This window comes from Longimicrobium sp. (assembly GCF_036399255.1).
GTDB lineage: Bacteria > Gemmatimonadota > Gemmatimonadetes > Longimicrobiales > Longimicrobiaceae > Longimicrobium.
In genome coordinates this window covers 1-14,649 of sequence record NZ_DASWNM010000140.1, presented here as the reverse complement: position 1 = coordinate 14,649, position 14,649 = coordinate 1, and the positions used below count along the sequence as shown (strand labels likewise).

The 14,649-nt window shown below is 71.3% G+C and carries 9 protein-coding genes; 8 read left to right on the top strand and 1 reads right to left on the bottom strand.

Annotated elements, in window-relative coordinates; all coding sequences use genetic code 11:
* Positions 1-15 precede the first annotated feature (15 nt).
* From VGC13_RS26130 to VGC13_RS26110, 5 genes are all read left to right on the top strand, one after another.
* Positions 16-606 carry a TetR/AcrR family transcriptional regulator gene (locus VGC13_RS26130; RefSeq protein ID WP_331128261.1) on the top strand — a complete coding sequence of 197 codons (591 nt, stop codon included), beginning with the start codon at positions 16-18 and terminating at the stop codon, positions 604-606.
* 126 nt (positions 607-732) lie between these two features.
* Complete coding sequence (locus VGC13_RS26125) at positions 733-2,109, top strand: TolC family protein (RefSeq protein WP_331128260.1); 1,377 nt, start codon at positions 733-735, stop codon at positions 2,107-2,109.
* A 148-nt stretch (positions 2,110-2,257) separates the two neighbouring features.
* Positions 2,258-3,292 carry an efflux RND transporter periplasmic adaptor subunit gene (locus tag VGC13_RS26120; protein WP_331128259.1) on the top strand — a complete coding sequence of 345 codons (1,035 nt, stop codon included), beginning with the start codon at positions 2,258-2,260 and terminating at the stop codon, positions 3,290-3,292.
* Positions 3,289-6,351, top strand: a complete 3,063-nt coding sequence (locus tag VGC13_RS26115; RefSeq protein WP_331128258.1) for an efflux RND transporter permease subunit — start codon at positions 3,289-3,291, stop codon at positions 6,349-6,351. The genes VGC13_RS26120 and VGC13_RS26115 overlap by 4 nt, the downstream gene beginning before the upstream one ends.
* 633 nt (positions 6,352-6,984) lie before the next feature.
* A complete protein-coding gene (locus VGC13_RS26110) occupies positions 6,985-7,623 on the top strand; it encodes a hypothetical protein (protein ID WP_331128257.1) in 639 nt (212 codons plus the stop codon).
* Between the two features lie 479 nt (positions 7,624-8,102).
* Here VGC13_RS26110 and VGC13_RS26105 read toward each other — a convergent pair whose 3' ends face one another.
* A complete protein-coding gene (locus VGC13_RS26105) occupies positions 8,103-10,904 on the bottom strand; it encodes a hypothetical protein (protein WP_331128256.1) in 2,802 nt (933 codons plus the stop codon).
* A 610-nt stretch (positions 10,905-11,514) separates the two neighbouring features.
* On the opposite strand from VGC13_RS26105, the gene VGC13_RS26100 reads away from it, so the two are divergent.
* The 3 genes from VGC13_RS26100 (at position 11,515) to VGC13_RS26090 (ending at position 14,399) form a co-directional block, all read left to right on the top strand.
* A complete protein-coding gene (locus VGC13_RS26100; protein WP_331128255.1) occupies positions 11,515-12,132 on the top strand; it encodes a hypothetical protein in 618 nt (205 codons plus the stop codon).
* 535 nt (positions 12,133-12,667) lie between these two features.
* The gene (locus VGC13_RS26095) at positions 12,668-13,474 is read left to right on the top strand and encodes a CbiX/SirB N-terminal domain-containing protein (protein ID WP_331128254.1); all 807 of its coding nucleotides are present in this window, start codon (positions 12,668-12,670) and stop codon (positions 13,472-13,474) included.
* Positions 13,467-14,399: a DR2241 family protein gene (locus VGC13_RS26090; protein WP_331128253.1), complete on the top strand. Its 933-nt coding sequence runs from the start codon at positions 13,467-13,469 to the stop codon at positions 14,397-14,399. The genes VGC13_RS26095 and VGC13_RS26090 overlap by 8 nt, the downstream gene beginning before the upstream one ends.
* The last annotated feature ends 250 nt before the right edge of the window (positions 14,400-14,649 follow it).

The following is a 14,649-nucleotide window of genomic DNA, read 5'->3' as shown; positions in this document are numbered from 1 at the left end:
CGGGAGCGGGAGCGCATGGAGACGCGCGACAAGATCCTCGAGGCGGCGCGAGAGATGTTCGCGACGCAGGGGATCGAGGCGACCACCATGCGCGCCATCGCCAATCGCATCGAGTACACGCCCACCGCCATCTACCACCACTTCAAGGACAAGGACGCGCTCATCATCGAGCTGTGCCACAGCGACTTCGCCAGGCTGGGCCGGCAGTTCACGCAGATGGAGCGCATCGAGGACCCGGTAGAGCGGCTGCGGCGGATCGGCATGGCGTACGTGGAGTTCGCGATCCACAACCCGCACCACTACCAGATCATGTTCATGACGCGTACGCCCGTCCACGAGCACCCGGAAAAGAACCCGGAAGAGGACGCCTACGGCTTTTTGCTGCAGACGGTCGAGGAAGGCCTGGCCGCCGGACGCTTTCGGCCGGAGCTCACGGACGCGCACGAGCTGGCGCAGATGACGTGGAGCAGCGTGCACGGAATCATCTCGCTGCAGATCGCCAAGTGCCACGATCCGTGGGTGGACTGGCGCGACCTGCGGCAGACCGCGTCGCGCATCATCGACGCGCTCATCCGCGGCATCCTCCGCGAGGCACCGCAGGGCTGATCCCCCTGCCGGTCCCGCGCGGAGGTTCTTTTTGCCCGTCGACTTAACGTTGTTAGAAACATGCACGCAGTCAGATGTTTCCACGCGGTTCTGAACACCCTCTCACCCCGGCTGGAGGTGGACCCCATGCGGTACCCGGATGGACGATCGATCCCCATCGCGCGGCTGGCGCTCGCCGCGCTGCTCTCCTCTTCCCTCCTCGTCACCGCGCCGCTGCGGGCGCAGGCGGACCCGCTGGGCGGCTACGTGCGGCAGGCCATCGAGGGCAACCTGGGGCTGCGGCAGGAGCGGCTGGCCAGCGACCGCGCCGACGCCGAGGTGCGCGAGGCGCGCGGCCTCTTCCTCCCCAGCGTGGCCTTCGACGCGCGCTACAGCGAGATGAGCGGAGGGATGAACATCGGTGACCTGGTGAACCCGGCGTACGGCGCGCTGAACGAGCTCACCGGCACCAACCGCTTTCCCACCGACGTCGACGCGCGGCTGCCGCTGGCGCAGGAGACGCGGCTGCGCATTGCCCAGCCGCTGTTTCAGCCCTCCATCTGGGAGAACCACCGCCTGCGCCGCACCCTGCGCGACCTGCAGGGGCACGCGCTGAACGCCGCCACCCGCCAGCTCGCCGCCGACGTGCAGAGCGCCTACCTGGACTACGCGCGCTCCGTCCGCGTGGTGGAGCTGTACCGCTCCACCCTTCCCCTGCTGGACGAGAACCTTCGCGTGGCCGAGCGGCGGGTGGCCCGCGGCACCGCCACCCCCGACGCCGTCCTGCGCGCCCGCGCCGAGCGCGGCGAAACGCAGCAGGCGCTGGCCGAGGCGGAGGTGCGCAGCCAGAGCGCCATGCGCCGCTTCAACCACCTGCTCAACCGCCCGCTGGACACGCCCGTCGAGGTGCTGCCGGACTCCGCGCTGGCCTTCGCGCTTTCGGTGGATGAGGACGATGCGGTGCGCCGGGCACTGGCCGGCCGCGAAGAGCTGGCCCAGTCCGACGCGGGGATCGCGGCGGCGGAAAGCCAGGTGCGCCTGGCCGGCCACGCGCGCCTCCCCACCGTGGCGCTGGCGGTGGATTACGGGTTCCAGGGCCCCGACTACCGCATCGGCGCGGACGACGACTTCGCGGTGGCCTCGCTCGTCGTCCAGTGGAACGCCTTCAACGGCGGCCAGACCGGCGCGCGCCGCCAGCAGGCGCGCATCACCGCCGACGCCGCCCGCGCCGGCCGCGCGCAGACGGAGCAGCAGATCGAGCTGCAGGTGCGCACCGCGTATCGCTCCGCCGAGGTCGCCCGCGGCGCCATCGCCACCGCGGAAGACCGGCTGGCGGCCGCGCGGCGCACCTACGAGCTGGTGGAGCGCCGCTACCAGGAGGGCATCGCGCCGCAGATCGAGCTGATCGACGCGCGCACCGTATACACGTCCGCCGGGCTGAACCTGATTTTGACCCGGTACGACTACGCGGCGAGATGGGTGGAGGTGGAGCGCGCGGCGGCGCTGCGGGATCTGGGGAACTGAAGTGCGTGAGTGCGGAAGTGCGGAAGTGCGTGAGTGGCGCAGGTAGTTCTCCCCCTCTCCGCGAGGAACGAGCGGGGAGGGGGCCGGGGGGAGGGGCCCTCTGCCATCAGGCGTGAGTGTCAACCATCGAGACGAAAGGAAGGATGCGATGAATAGAGCGATGATGATCCTGCCGCTGCTGCTCACCGCCGCTTGCGGGCGCTCGGCGAAGGCGGAGGCGCCGCGGGTGGCGGACGCGGTGGCGGTGCGCACGGCGCCGGTGGCGCGCGAGTGGGTCACGCGGCCGGTGGAGGCCACGGGCACGCTGCACAGCAAGGACGAGCTGCAGCTTTCGTTCAAGATGCCGGGCGTGGTCGCCCGCGTGCTGGTGGCCGAGGGGCAGCAGGTGCGCCGCGGGCAGCCGCTCGCCACGCTGGACCTGCGCGAGATCGACGCGCAGGTGGCCGCCGCCCGCAGCGGCGTCGACAAGGCGCAGCGCGACCTGCAGCGCGCCGAAGCGCTGTACGCGGACAGCGTGGCCACGCTGGCGCAGGTGCAGGACGCACGCACGGGCGCGGAGGTGGCCCGAAGCGGGCTGCAGGCGGCGGCGTTCAACCGGCGCTACGCCACCATCGTGGCCCCGGCGGACGGGGTGGTGCTGCGCCGGCTGGCGGAGGGCGGCGAGCTGGTGGGGGCGGGGCAGCCCGTCGTCGTCCTGGGCAGCAGCGAGCGGGGGCAGGTGCTGCGCGTGGGCGTGGCCGACCGCGACGCCGTCCGCCTGAAGCCCGGCGACGCGGCCACCGTGCGCTTCGACGCCTATCCGGGCGAGGAGTTCGCCGGCAGCGTCCGCGAGGTGGCGCCCGCGGCGGACCCCGCGACGGGGACGTACCAGGTGGAGGTCTCCGTCGTCGCCGGCGGAAAGCCGCTCTCGTCCGGCCTCGTCGGGCGGGTGGAGATGCGGCCGGCGGCGGGGGCCGAGATGGCGCTGGTCCCCATCGGGAGCATCCTGGAGGCGGACGGCGACGCGGCGACCGTCTACACGCTGGCGGCGGACGGGCGCACGGCAAAGCGGCTTCCCGTCACGGTCGGCTTCATCGCGGGGGAGCGGGTGGCGGTCAGCGGTGGGCTGGAGGGCGTGTCCCACGTGGTGACGGACGGCGCGGCGTACCTTGGCGACGGCGCGGCCGTACAGGTGGTCCCATGATCAGCCGCATCACCGAGTTCTTCGTCGACCGCTACCAGCTTACGGTCGTCCTCTTTTTGATGCTGGCGGTAATGGGCGTCAGCTCGTGGGCCGGCATCCCCAAGGCGGAGGATCCCGCCATCCCCATCCCCACCTACATCGTGGTGGCCGTCTACCCCGGTGCGCGGCCGGGGGACGTGGAGCAGCTCGTCGTCGATCCCATCGAGGAGCGGATGGGCGAGCTGGACGGGCTCAAGCAGATCAAGAGCCAGGTGGAAGACGGCCTGGCCGTGATCAACGTGGAGTTCGAGGCCGAGGAAGACGCCGACAAGAAGTACGACGAGGTGCTGCGCGAGGTGAACGCGCTCCGCCCCTCGCTCCCCGCGGACCTGCACTCGCTGGACGTCAACAAGGTCAGCGCCAGTGAGGTGAACATCGTGCAGCTGGCGCTGGTCAGCGAAACGCTGCCGTACCACGAGCTCGAGGCGCGCGCCGAGCGGCTGGAGGAGCGCATCGAGGCCGTGCCTGGCGTAAAGAGCGCGGAGGCGTGGGCCTTTCCGCAGCGGGAGATCGGCGTCCGCCTCGATCTTGGCCGGCTGGCGCAGCTGGGGGTGGCGCCGGGGCAGGTGATGCAGGCCATCGGCAGCGACAACGCGAACTTGCCGGGGGGCACAGTGGACGCGGGGAGCCGCCGCTTCAACGTAAAGACCAGCGGCGAGTACGCGTCGCTGGACGAGGTGCGCAACACCGTGGTGCGCGCGGGCGGCGGCAACGTCACCTTCCTCCGCGACGTGGCCAGCGTCGACTGGAGCTACGGCGACCCCACGCACGTGGCGCGCTTCAACGGCCGCCGCGCGGTGTTCGTGACCGCCAACCAGCAGCCGGACGTCAACATCGCCGCCGTGCGCAACGGCATCTGGACCGAGCTGGACGCGTTCGAAAAGACGCTGCCGCCGGGGGTCACGCTGGAGCGCGGCTTCGACCAGTCGAAGAACGTCGGCGAGCGGCTGAGCCACCTGGGCCGCGACTTCGCCATCGCCATCGTCCTGGTGCTGCTGACGCTGCTGCCGCTGGGGGTGCGCGCGGCGGGAATCGTGATGGTCAGCATCCCCCTTTCCCTGGCGATGGGGCTCACGGCGCTCAACCTGACCGGCTTTACCATCAACCAGCTTTCCATCGTCGGCTTCGTGATCGCGCTGGGGCTGCTGGTGGACGACTCCATCGTCGTGGTCGAGAACATCAGCCGCTTCCTTCGTGAGGGCAGATCGAGGCGCGAGGCGGCGCTGATGGCCACGCGGCAGATCTCCGTGGCGGTGGTGGGATGCACGGCCACGCTGATCTTCGCCTTCCTCCCGCTGATCTTCCTTCCCGGCAACGCGGGCAAGTTCATCCGGGTGATGCCGCTGACCGTGGTCTACACGGTGCTGGCGTCGCTGGTCGTCTCGCTGACCATCGTCCCCTGGCTGGCCAGCCGCACGCTCTCGCGCACCGAGGACCCGGAGGGGAACGTCTTCATGCGGTGGATGCACCGCGCCATCGGCGCCACGTACGCGCCGGTGCTGCACCGGGCGCTGGCGCGTCCGGGGCGCACGCTGGGGGGCGCCGCCGCGCTGTTCGTGGCGTCGCTGGCGCTGGTGCCGGTCGTGGGCTTTTCGCTCTTTCCCAAGGCCGGCACGCCGCAGTTCCTGGTGGACGTCGAGACGCCGGAGGGAAGCAGCCTGGCCGAGACGGACCGCGCCGCCCGCTTCGCCGAGCGCATCGTGGGGCGGCAGCACGGGGTGGAGTCGGTGATGACCAACGTGGGGCGCGACAATCCCCAGGTGTACTACAACGTCATCCCGCGCAGCCAGAACGCCAACGTGGCGCAGCTGTTCGTCACGCTCGACGAGTACCATCCCACCGATACGCCGGCGATGTTCGACTCGCTGCGGGCGCGGTTCGCGGCGTACCCCAACGCGCGCATCGAGGTGCGCGAGTTCGAGAACGGGCCGCCCATCGACGCGCCCGTCGCCATCCGCCTGACCGGGCCCGACCTGGACACGCTGCGCGCGCTGGCGGCGCGGGTGGAGCGCGTCATCACCGCCACGCCGGGGTCGATGTACGTCGACAACCCGGTGCGGCTGGCGCGCACGGATCTGAAAGTCGACGTGGACCAGCACAAGGCGGGGATGTTCGGCATTCCCGCGGTGGAGGTGGACCGCACCATCCGGCTGGGCGTGGCGGGGCTGAACGCGGGCGTGTTCCGCGACGGATCTGGCGAAGAGTACCCCATCCGCGTGCGCCTGCCGCACCAGGGGATGCCCACGGTGGAGGCGCTGGACCGCGTCTACGTTACCGCGCTGAGCGGGGCCACGGTGCCGCTGCGGCAGGTGGCGAACGTGCGCTTCGCCAGCTCGCCGCCCCGCATTGCGCACCACGAGCAGCAGCGCGCGGTGACGGTGACGTCGTACGTGCGGTCCGGGTACAACACCGACCGCGTGACGCGCGCCGTGCTGGACAAGCTGGAGGGGATGCGGATGCCCGCCGGCTACCGCTGGACCGCCGCGGGCGAGATCGAGAGCCGGCAGGAGAGCTTTGGCGGCGTGGGCGGCGCGGTGATCGTGGCCACCTTCATGATCCTGGCCATCCTGGTGCTGGAGTTCCGCACCTTTCGCAGCACGCTCATCGTGGCGTCGGTGATCCCGCTGGGCCTCGTCGGCGGCATCGCGGCGCTCTGGCTGACGGGGCACACGCTGTCGTTCACCGCCACCATCGGCTTCGTGGCGCTGATCGGCATCGAGATCAAGACCAGCATCCTTCTGGTAGACTTTACCAACCAGCTGCGTGAGGAGGGGATGGGGCTGGTGGACGCCATCCAGAAGGCGGGCGAGATCCGCTTCGTCCCCATCGTGCTCACCACGCTGACGGCCATCGGCGGGCTGCTGCCGCTGGCGCTGGAGGGCTCGTCGCTCTACTCGCCGCTCGCGTGGGTCATCATCGGCGGCCTGGTTTCGTCGACGATCCTGGCGCGGCTGGTGACGCCGGTGATGTACAAGCTGCTCGCGCCCGCCGTGCAGGTGCGGACGGCGGCGGTCAACTGAGGAGGTGTTGCTAAACCTCCCCCATGATTGACTCCTGAGAGGGTGTTGCCAAACCTCGCCCTGCGATTGACTTCCTGAGGGAGGCGCCGCTACGCAACCTGCGGGTACGATGGACTTTGGCGCCGACCGAAGGATCTCGCCGGCAGAACCGAGGGGCCGGCTGCCGCGCCCGGAGGACAGTCCTTCGCGAAGGCGGACGAGGTCCTTCGGTCGCGCGCAGGCGGTTGTGTGGATTCGAGTTCCACGCGGGCGCTCCCTCAGGAAGTCACCCTTCGTTGTGAAGTTCGAGGGGTTCAGCAACACCCTCTTCTACCGAATCACGGGAAAACAACACCTTCATGGGTACAGAGGAACAGAGTCAGACAGGGGAACCAGGATGATACTTCAGCTTTCTCTGTCTGACTCTGTTCCTCTGTACGATCATTCTTTTTCACAATGGGTATCAGCAAGTCACCGCTTCGTTGGGATTCGAGGGGTTTGGCAACACCCGCTGCGGCATGGCCTGGCCTTCAGAGGAGTCGTGTGATCCGCTGAGAAAAGGGCGCGGTTCACCGGCGGCGTGGGTCGTGCAATCCGCGGCGGCGACTTGGCCGGCGGAGTGCCGGCGAACCTCCCTCTGCCTGCTGACCTGCCATGCCCTACGCGCGGACGACGGATTTTGAGTGGTCTCGATACGCCGATGCCACGCTGGCCGGCCTTTCCGTGCTGATCCCCATCCCCTTCATGGACGACGCCTTCGAGGCGTTCTTCCGCAAGCGCATTCCCGGGGCGGTGGCGGAGTCGCGCGGGCGCACGATTCCCGGCGAGGTGCGGGCGGTGCTGCAGAAGGAGGGCGGCGGAGGCGGGTGCGCGGCACTGCCGGTGTACCTGACGGTCGGGCTGTTGAAGCGCCTTTCGCGCAAGCTGCTGTACTTTTTTACGGTGAAGCAGGCAGCCGACCGCCTGAGCTACTACTGGTACCGTGCGTTCCTCGTCGACCACATGCTGGCCTCGGGACACCTGGAGAGCACCGAGTTGGCGCGGGTCGCGCACCAGACCATGGAAGAGCTGCTCGCCACCACCACGGGTCCGCTTCCCCTGCTTGCCCGGCAGATGGTGACGCAGATGCACAACGTGCTCCCCGCGCTGCGCCAGGCGCGGCGCGGAGAAGAGGCGGACGAGGTGCGAAAGACGCGCAACCTGCTGGAGCGGCGGTGGAGCGACTTCGCGGAGCACCTGACCGCCGTCGCGGCCCGCTACGACGAGGCGTACGCCCGCAAGCGGGGCGCCTGAGAGGGTGTTGCCAAACCTCCCAGCGTGATCGACTTCCTGAGGGAGGCGCCACCCCCTAACTCGCTTGCACACTGCACCTTGGCGCCGACTGAAGGACCTCGCCAGCAGAACGACGGGGCTGGTCCCGTGCCCTGATCTGGCCCCTGCGCCACCGAGACGAGGTCCTTCGGTCGCGCGCAGGCGGTTGTGTGGAATCGGGTTACACGTGGTGCGCTCCCTCAGGAAGTCACCGCTTCGTTATGGATTTGAGGTTTAGCAACACCCTCTGAAGGCGGTGTCGTTCGGCGGCGGCGGAGATCGGGCGGGCGCCTCCCTCGGAAGGACGGTTGGCGGCGCGCGTACGATGTTCTCGATCGTGGGTGCACGAAAATCCTCGATGGGGTCAAAAAAGAGTTCGCGGAGAACGGGCCTGCCGTTCTCCGCGAACTCTCGTTTGTACGCCGCAGGCTCCGCGTGCCGATCCGCCCGCGGGACGCCGCTCAGGGATTCGCGGTGGCGGTGAAGGTGACCACCGCGTCGTCCAGGCGGGCGGTTGCCTGCACCGGACCGGGCATGTAGCCCAGCTCCCACGAGGTGCGGGCGCGGCCGTTCGCGTCCGTGCGCGAGCTGTTGGGCGAGATTCCGCCGCTGTACTCCACGTTGGTGTCCCAGCGGATGAAGGCGTTGCGCACCGGCTGCCCGGCCGGCGTGCGCACCTCCACCTCCAGCGAGTCCGCCAGCACGGTGCTCACCCGGCCCGACTGCCCGTTGCCCGCCCGCCGCGTCAGGTGCAGCGTAACCCCCTGGGTGCGCGCCGTCGCGTTGAAGAACACGCGCGCCGCGCCCGGCGCCACCGCCGAGGCCTGCTGGGTGGAGTCGGCCACCAGCCCCAGCGTCCATTGCGCGACCGCGACCCCCCGCCAATCGGTGACGCTCTGCGCCGGGCTGATGGACCCGCCGCCCGAGGCCACCCCCCAGGTCACCGTCACGCCGGGAACGGCGTTGCCGTACTGGTCCTGCGCCGCCACGAACAGCGAGTCCGCCAGCGGCTGGCCTACCCGGCCCTCGCGGCTGCTCCCGCCCAGGGGCGTCAGGCTGGCGGCCGTGCCCACCTGGGCGGTGGCGACAAAGACCAGGCTGGTTTCCTCCACCGTCGCGGTGGCCTCCGCGTGGCCGGCGCCCGGCCCCATCCGCCACGCCGCCGCAGCGCGTCCCTGCGCGTCCGTGCGTCCCTCCGCCGGGGTGATAGATCCCTGGTACGACGACGGCACCGTCCACTGCACCCGCGCGCCCTGAACCGGGCGCCCGGACCAGCGCACCACCACCGCCAGCGAGTCCGCCAGCACGCTGCCCACGGGCCCGCGCTGGCCACTGCCCTGCCCGGTGATCTGCAGGGGCACGCCCCGCGCGTGGGCGGTCGCGGTAAAGGTGGCGGACGCGCCCCCGGCGATGGACGCGCGCACCGTCTGCACCGAGTCCAGCCGCGGGCCCAGCGTCCACCGGGCGGTGGCGACCCCGGGCGCGTCCGCGCCGTCGGCCGTCTGCACCGACCCGCCGCCCGACGTGACGATCCACGTGACCGGCGCGCCGGGGGCCGGGTTGCCGTACGCGTCGCTCACCCGCACCTGCAGGTCGCCGGGCAGGGTGCCGCCGATGGGGGCGGTGCCGCCGTTTCCGCCCACGATGGCCACCTGCGCGGGCGGGCCCGCGACCACGTCGGCGCCAAACGTCAGCGTTCCGCCCTCTGCCGTGGCGGTGATCGAGGACGGCCCCGCCACCGTGCCCAGCCGCCACGCCGCCGAAAGGCGCCCCTGCGCGTCGGTTTCCTCTGCCCCCTGCGTGACCGATCCATTCCCCGCGGGCACCGTCCACTGCACCCGCACGCCGCGCACGGGGCGCCCGGACCAGCTCACCGCCACCACCAGCGAGTCCGCCAGCACGCTGCCCGGGGTCCCGCGCTGCCCGATGCCGTGCCCGGTGATCTGCAGCGGCACGCCCCGCGCGTGGGCGGTCGCGGTAAAGGTGGCGGACGCGCCCCCGGCGATGGACGCGCGCACCGTCTGGGCCGAGTTCAGCAGCGGGCCCAGGATCCACCGGGCGCGCGTGATGCCGGGAAGGTCCACGCCGCCGGCCGGCTGCACCGAGCCGCCGCCCGAGGTGACGGTCCACGTGACCTGCGCGCCGGGCGCGGGGTTGCCGTACGCGTCCTCGACCCGCACCGCCAGGTCGTCCGGCGCCGCGCCGCCGATGGGCGCCGTGCCGCCGTCGCCGCCGGCGATGGACAGCTGCGCGGGCGGGCCCGCGTCCCCGCGCGCGGTAAAGGTCAGCGTGCCGCCGTCCACCGTGGCGGTGGCGGTGGACAGCCCGGCCACGGTGCCCAGCCGCCACGCCGCGGCCGCGTAGCCCTGCGCGTCCGTGCGCGACACCGCGGGGGTCACGCCGCCCGCGGCCGCCGCCCACGTGACCTGCGCGCCCGCCACGGGGCGGCCGTCCGGCATGCGCAGCGCCACGCGCAGCGAGTCCGCCAGCAGGGTGCCCACCGCTGCGTGCTGCCCGTCGCCGCCGCGCCTGGCCAGCTGCAGCGGGACGCCCTCCGTGCCCGCGACGGCCGTGAACGGCACCGGCGGAAGCCCCGCCGCCGCCGCGCGCACCGTCTGCTCCGCGCCCACCTGCGGCCCCAGCATCCACTGCACCGCCGCCACCCCCGTGGAATCCGTCTGCCCCCGCGCGGGGGAGAGCGTGCCGTCGCCGGCCACCATCTCCCATCCCACCTCTACGCCGGGGACGCCGTTGCCAAAGCGGTCCGCCACCCTCACCGCCGGGGCGGGCGTGACCGCGCCACCCACGAGGCCGGCGGTCGCGCCCCGCACGCGCGAAAGCTGCGCGGGCGGGCCCGGGACCGAAAAGGCCACCAGGCGCACGGGGGTGGCCTGCACGCCCTCCAGCCACGCCTCCAGCACCTGCGAGTCGGGCGCAACCGGGCCCAGGGTCCACCGCGCCCGCGCCATCGCCGGCTCGTCCTGCGTCAAGGGGCTTGCGGCCACGCTCCCTTCGCCGTCCAGCACCCTGAAGCGCACCAGCACGCCGGGTACGGGGCGCCCCCTGTCGTCGACCACCTCCACCACCACGTCTTTTTCCAGCGTGGCGCCCGCGGCGCCGGTCTGCCCGTCGCCGCTCACCACGCGCACGCCGACGGGCGTGGTGCCCTCCGGGCGCGACGGGCTCTTGTCGCCGCACCCGGCCAGCGCGAGCACCAGCGGAACGAGCGCAACACGGCGCAGGAGGGAGGAGGACGGTTTCATGTTTACCTCGATGATCACAGCGGGACCACGAATCCAGCGGGAGGGAAGGGCCAACGGGGAGCCGGGACGCGTAAATGTAACCGTTCAAAGGGAATGCGCCAAGAACAAGATGTTTACGCGCCGATTCAGGTGACGCGGGCGGAGATCCCGTGGTGGAAGAGGCAGCAAGCGGCAACGGAACGCGGCGCGATCGAGGTCTCGCACCAGGCCATGGAGGAGCTGCTCGCCACCACCGGGGGTCCGCTCTCCCAATGTGCCAGGGAGATGGTGCCGCAGACGCGCAGCGTGTGGCGTGCGCGGCGCGGCGCGGCGAGGACGCGACGAAGTGCGGCAGACGCGCAACCAGCTGGAGCGGCGATGGAGCGACTTCGCCGAGCACCTGACCGCCGTCGCGGCCGGCTCACCCGCTGGCGAAGAATGGCCTCACACAGAAGCTGGCAGGGTCAGAGGGCGTACACTCTGCTGACTCTGTTGACGCTGGGTGAGGGCATTCCGTTTCGGGACCCGGTCGATCCAGACGAGCGGAGGCAACGGGAGGATTGCGTTCTTCTGCGTCGCGGGCATATTCACCGTCCCGATCTGCACGCCTTTCACACTCACTTCCATGACAATGACGCGCACCTTGACGTTTGCGGCGCTGGCCGCGCTCCTGCTCGCCACGCCGGCGGCCGCCCAGCGCGCGGACGGGCTCACCGGCACGCGCGTCCGCGTGACGGCGCCCAACTTCATCCCCGCGCCGGTCACGGGCACGGTCACGGCGTACACGCAGCAGGGCATCACCGTCACCGACGAGGTGACGGGCGACACCGTCGTGCTGCCGCTGCGCTCCGTCTTGCGGCTGGACGAGTTCGCCGGCGGAAGCGCCGCCTCGACGGCGTGGTACCGCGGCCGCATGGGCGCCTTCATCGGCGCGGGGCTGGGGCTGATCGCCGGGCCGCTGCTGGCCAAGGTGGTGGACCGCGAGATGGGCGAGATGGCCGTCATCGGCGGCGGCGCGGGGCTGGCCGGTGGCTTTGTGGTGGGCGCGGTCACCGGGGCCGCCGCGCCGCGCGAGCGCTGGAAGTGGACCCTGCAGCCCTGGGGATACGACGCCAGCCTGCGTCCCGCCCCCGCCCAGGTCCCGCCGCCGCCTCCGCCGCCCGTCCAGCCGCAGGCTCCGGCGATGCCCGCGCCCACGGTGAATCCGCAGCCGCAGGTCCCCGTCACGCCGGCGCCGCCGCAGCCGTAGAGCAATCCGCCTGCGGCCCAGACCGGCCGGACGAAATCGCCCCCGCGTGCAGCCGCTCGCGGGGGTTTTGTTCGTCCGTGGCTCCCATCGAAAGACACGTCCCCGCGGCGGGCGGGGAGAAAAGGCTGTCACCGTGCACATCCCGCCCGGTACTATCCTCCACATTGGCATCCGCCCGGCGCGGCGGCTCCATCCCTCCCCCGCAAGGACCCCAGGATGAGCCCCCAGCCCGAAACGCACGCCCGGCATACGCTGGCCCAGGGGCGGGAACACCTGGCCGCGCGCGAATATCCGGCGTAGAGGAAGCTCCGGCAAAAGAAGGTTCTCACGCAGAGGACGCAGAGGAGCAGAGAAAAACCATCCCTCTGCGTCCTCTGCTTTCTCCGCGTGAGACATCTTGGCGGATCTGGCGGCGTGCACCTCCTCTGCTGGCCATGGGAGGAAGAGGATTTCCGTTCGCCGCTCCTTGCCCGGCGCCTGGCGCCGGGCCATCTTCGGCGCGTACGTACAACGTTCGCCGAAGGGAGCCAGGCAGTTGCAGGCATTGATCATCATCGGCCACGGGTCGCACCTGAACGCCGAAAGCAGCGCGCCCGTCTACGCGCACGCCGCCGCCATCCGCGCGTCGGGCGCGTTCGACGAGGTGCGCGAGTGCTTCTGGAAGGAAGAGCCCTCCATGCGCGAGGTGTTCGACCTGGTGGAGGCCGACGAGGTGTACGTGGTGCCCCTCTTCATCTCCGAAGGCTACTTCACCGAAGAGGTGATTCCGCGCGAGCTGGGGCTGGACGGGCCGGCGCCCTCCACCACGCGCAAGCTGGGCAGGACCATCCACTACACGCCGCCCGTCGGCACGCATCCCGGCATGCCGGCGATGATCCTGCGCCGCGCGGAGGAAACCGCGGGGCTCACCGACGAGCAGGCGCGGCGGGCGGGGCTCATCATCATCGGCCACGGGACGGAGCGGAACAGCAACTCGTCCGAGGTCATCTACCGCGTCAGCCGCGAGGCCGACGCGGCGGGTGTCTTCGGCCACGTGCGCACCGGGTTCCTGGACCAGGCGCCGGAGGTGGGCGAGGTGCTGGACGAGATGGAGGAGCGGACCGTCGTCCTGGTTCCCTTTTTCGTGGCGGAGGGGTGGCACACGCAGGAGACCATCCCCGACGACCTGGGGATCAACCGCCCCGCCGTCAGCCCCATGACCGAAAAGGACGGGCGGACGATCTTCTACGCGGCGCCCGTGGGCACCTTTCCCGAGATCGCGCAGATCGTGCTGCAGCGCGCCCGCGAGGCCGGCGCGCGCGTTCCCGCGGGGCTGGTGGTGGGGGAGGCGGCCCGTGTCTGACGCGCCGCGGGTGCGCGGATCGCACGCGCCGGGCGGCATCCCCGACGCGCGGCGTGCGCTGACCGAGTGGATCGACGCCGCGGGCGAGGCGGGGCGCACCTTTCTCCAGGTGCGCCTGCTGCGCACGGGGGACGGGCAGTACGAGATCCGCCACGCGCGCGACGTCCACCGATCCATCCTGTCGCTGGAGACGGTCACCAGCGACCCGTACGCCGCGCGCTTCATCGCGCAGATGACCAGCGGCGGCGAGCACCGCCCGCTGAAGACCGCGCCCACCCTGCGGCAGGGGTGGGCGCTGGTAGACCTGGACGTGCGGGCGCTGTGGACGGCGCTGGACTATCTCTATCCGGCGTGCGCGCTGCACTGGTACGCGGAGCTGGCGGGCACCCTGCGCGTGACGCACTGGCGCGAGGTGGCGGCGCGGCAGAGCGGCATGTACGGCGCCGTAAAGCTGCTGCCGGCCGACGTGGTGCGGAACACCGTGCGCGCCTGCTGCGGCGACGCCGTGTGCCTGCGCCGCGTGGCGTGGAACGTGGACGGCGACACGCCGCTGGACCTGCCCAGCGAAGGCGACACCACGGGCGACGCGCTGGTGCCCTGCCCCGAGGCGTGTTCGATGTTCATCTCGTTCGCGCGGCAGGTGCTGGTGCTCGAGCGCGCGCCCCGGCACGAGCTGCCGGGGCTGGGCCGGCTGGGGGTGGAGGAGATCGAGCAGGTGCGCGAGATCGCCACGCACGCGGCGTCGGGCACGCTGGGCACCGCGCGCGAGGGCGAGTTCAGCGAGGCCACCAACAGCCGGCGGATGCGCTACCTGGCCCTGCGCCTGGCGGAGGAAAAGGCGCGCATCGGCGACCTGCCCGCGCCGGAGCTGCCGTGCGAAGGGTGTCCCAAGGCGGTGCCGTGCCGCGGGTGCCCGATGGTGTGAACTGCAGGGAATAGGGAATAGGGAATAGGGAATAGCCTGCAACGGCAGTTAAGGCTGATCCCACGATCATCCGGAAGGTCTTAGCTGAAACGCGATCAACCCCGCGGCCTCTCGAAGGCTGCGGGGCTGATGGTTTTCGCCGACCGGCCGTCCGGAGCGGGATCGAATTCTCCCCTCTCCGTGCGGAACGACCGGGGAGGGGCCGGGGGAGGGGCACCCGTCGGGCGCGGTTCGGACTTCGTCAGATCGG

Excerpts from the sequence above, each read along its gene's own strand:
- VGC13_RS26130 (WP_331128261.1), top strand. The coding sequence starts at position 16 with ATGGAGACGCGCGACAAGATCCTCGAGGCGGCGCGAGAGATGTTCGCG.
- VGC13_RS26125 (WP_331128260.1), top strand. The coding sequence starts at position 733 with ATGCGGTACCCGGATGGACGATCGATCCCCATCGCGCGGCTGGCGCTC.
- VGC13_RS26120 (WP_331128259.1), top strand. The coding sequence starts at position 2,258 with ATGAATAGAGCGATGATGATCCTGCCGCTGCTGCTCACCGCCGCTTGC.
- VGC13_RS26115 (WP_331128258.1), top strand. The coding sequence starts at position 3,289 with ATGATCAGCCGCATCACCGAGTTCTTCGTCGACCGCTACCAGCTTACG.
- VGC13_RS26110 (WP_331128257.1), top strand. The coding sequence starts at position 6,985 with ATGCCCTACGCGCGGACGACGGATTTTGAGTGGTCTCGATACGCCGAT.
- VGC13_RS26105 (WP_331128256.1), bottom strand. The coding sequence starts at position 10,904 with ATGAAACCGTCCTCCTCCCTCCTGCGCCGTGTTGCGCTCGTTCCGCTG.
- VGC13_RS26100 (WP_331128255.1), top strand. The coding sequence starts at position 11,515 with ATGACGCGCACCTTGACGTTTGCGGCGCTGGCCGCGCTCCTGCTCGCC.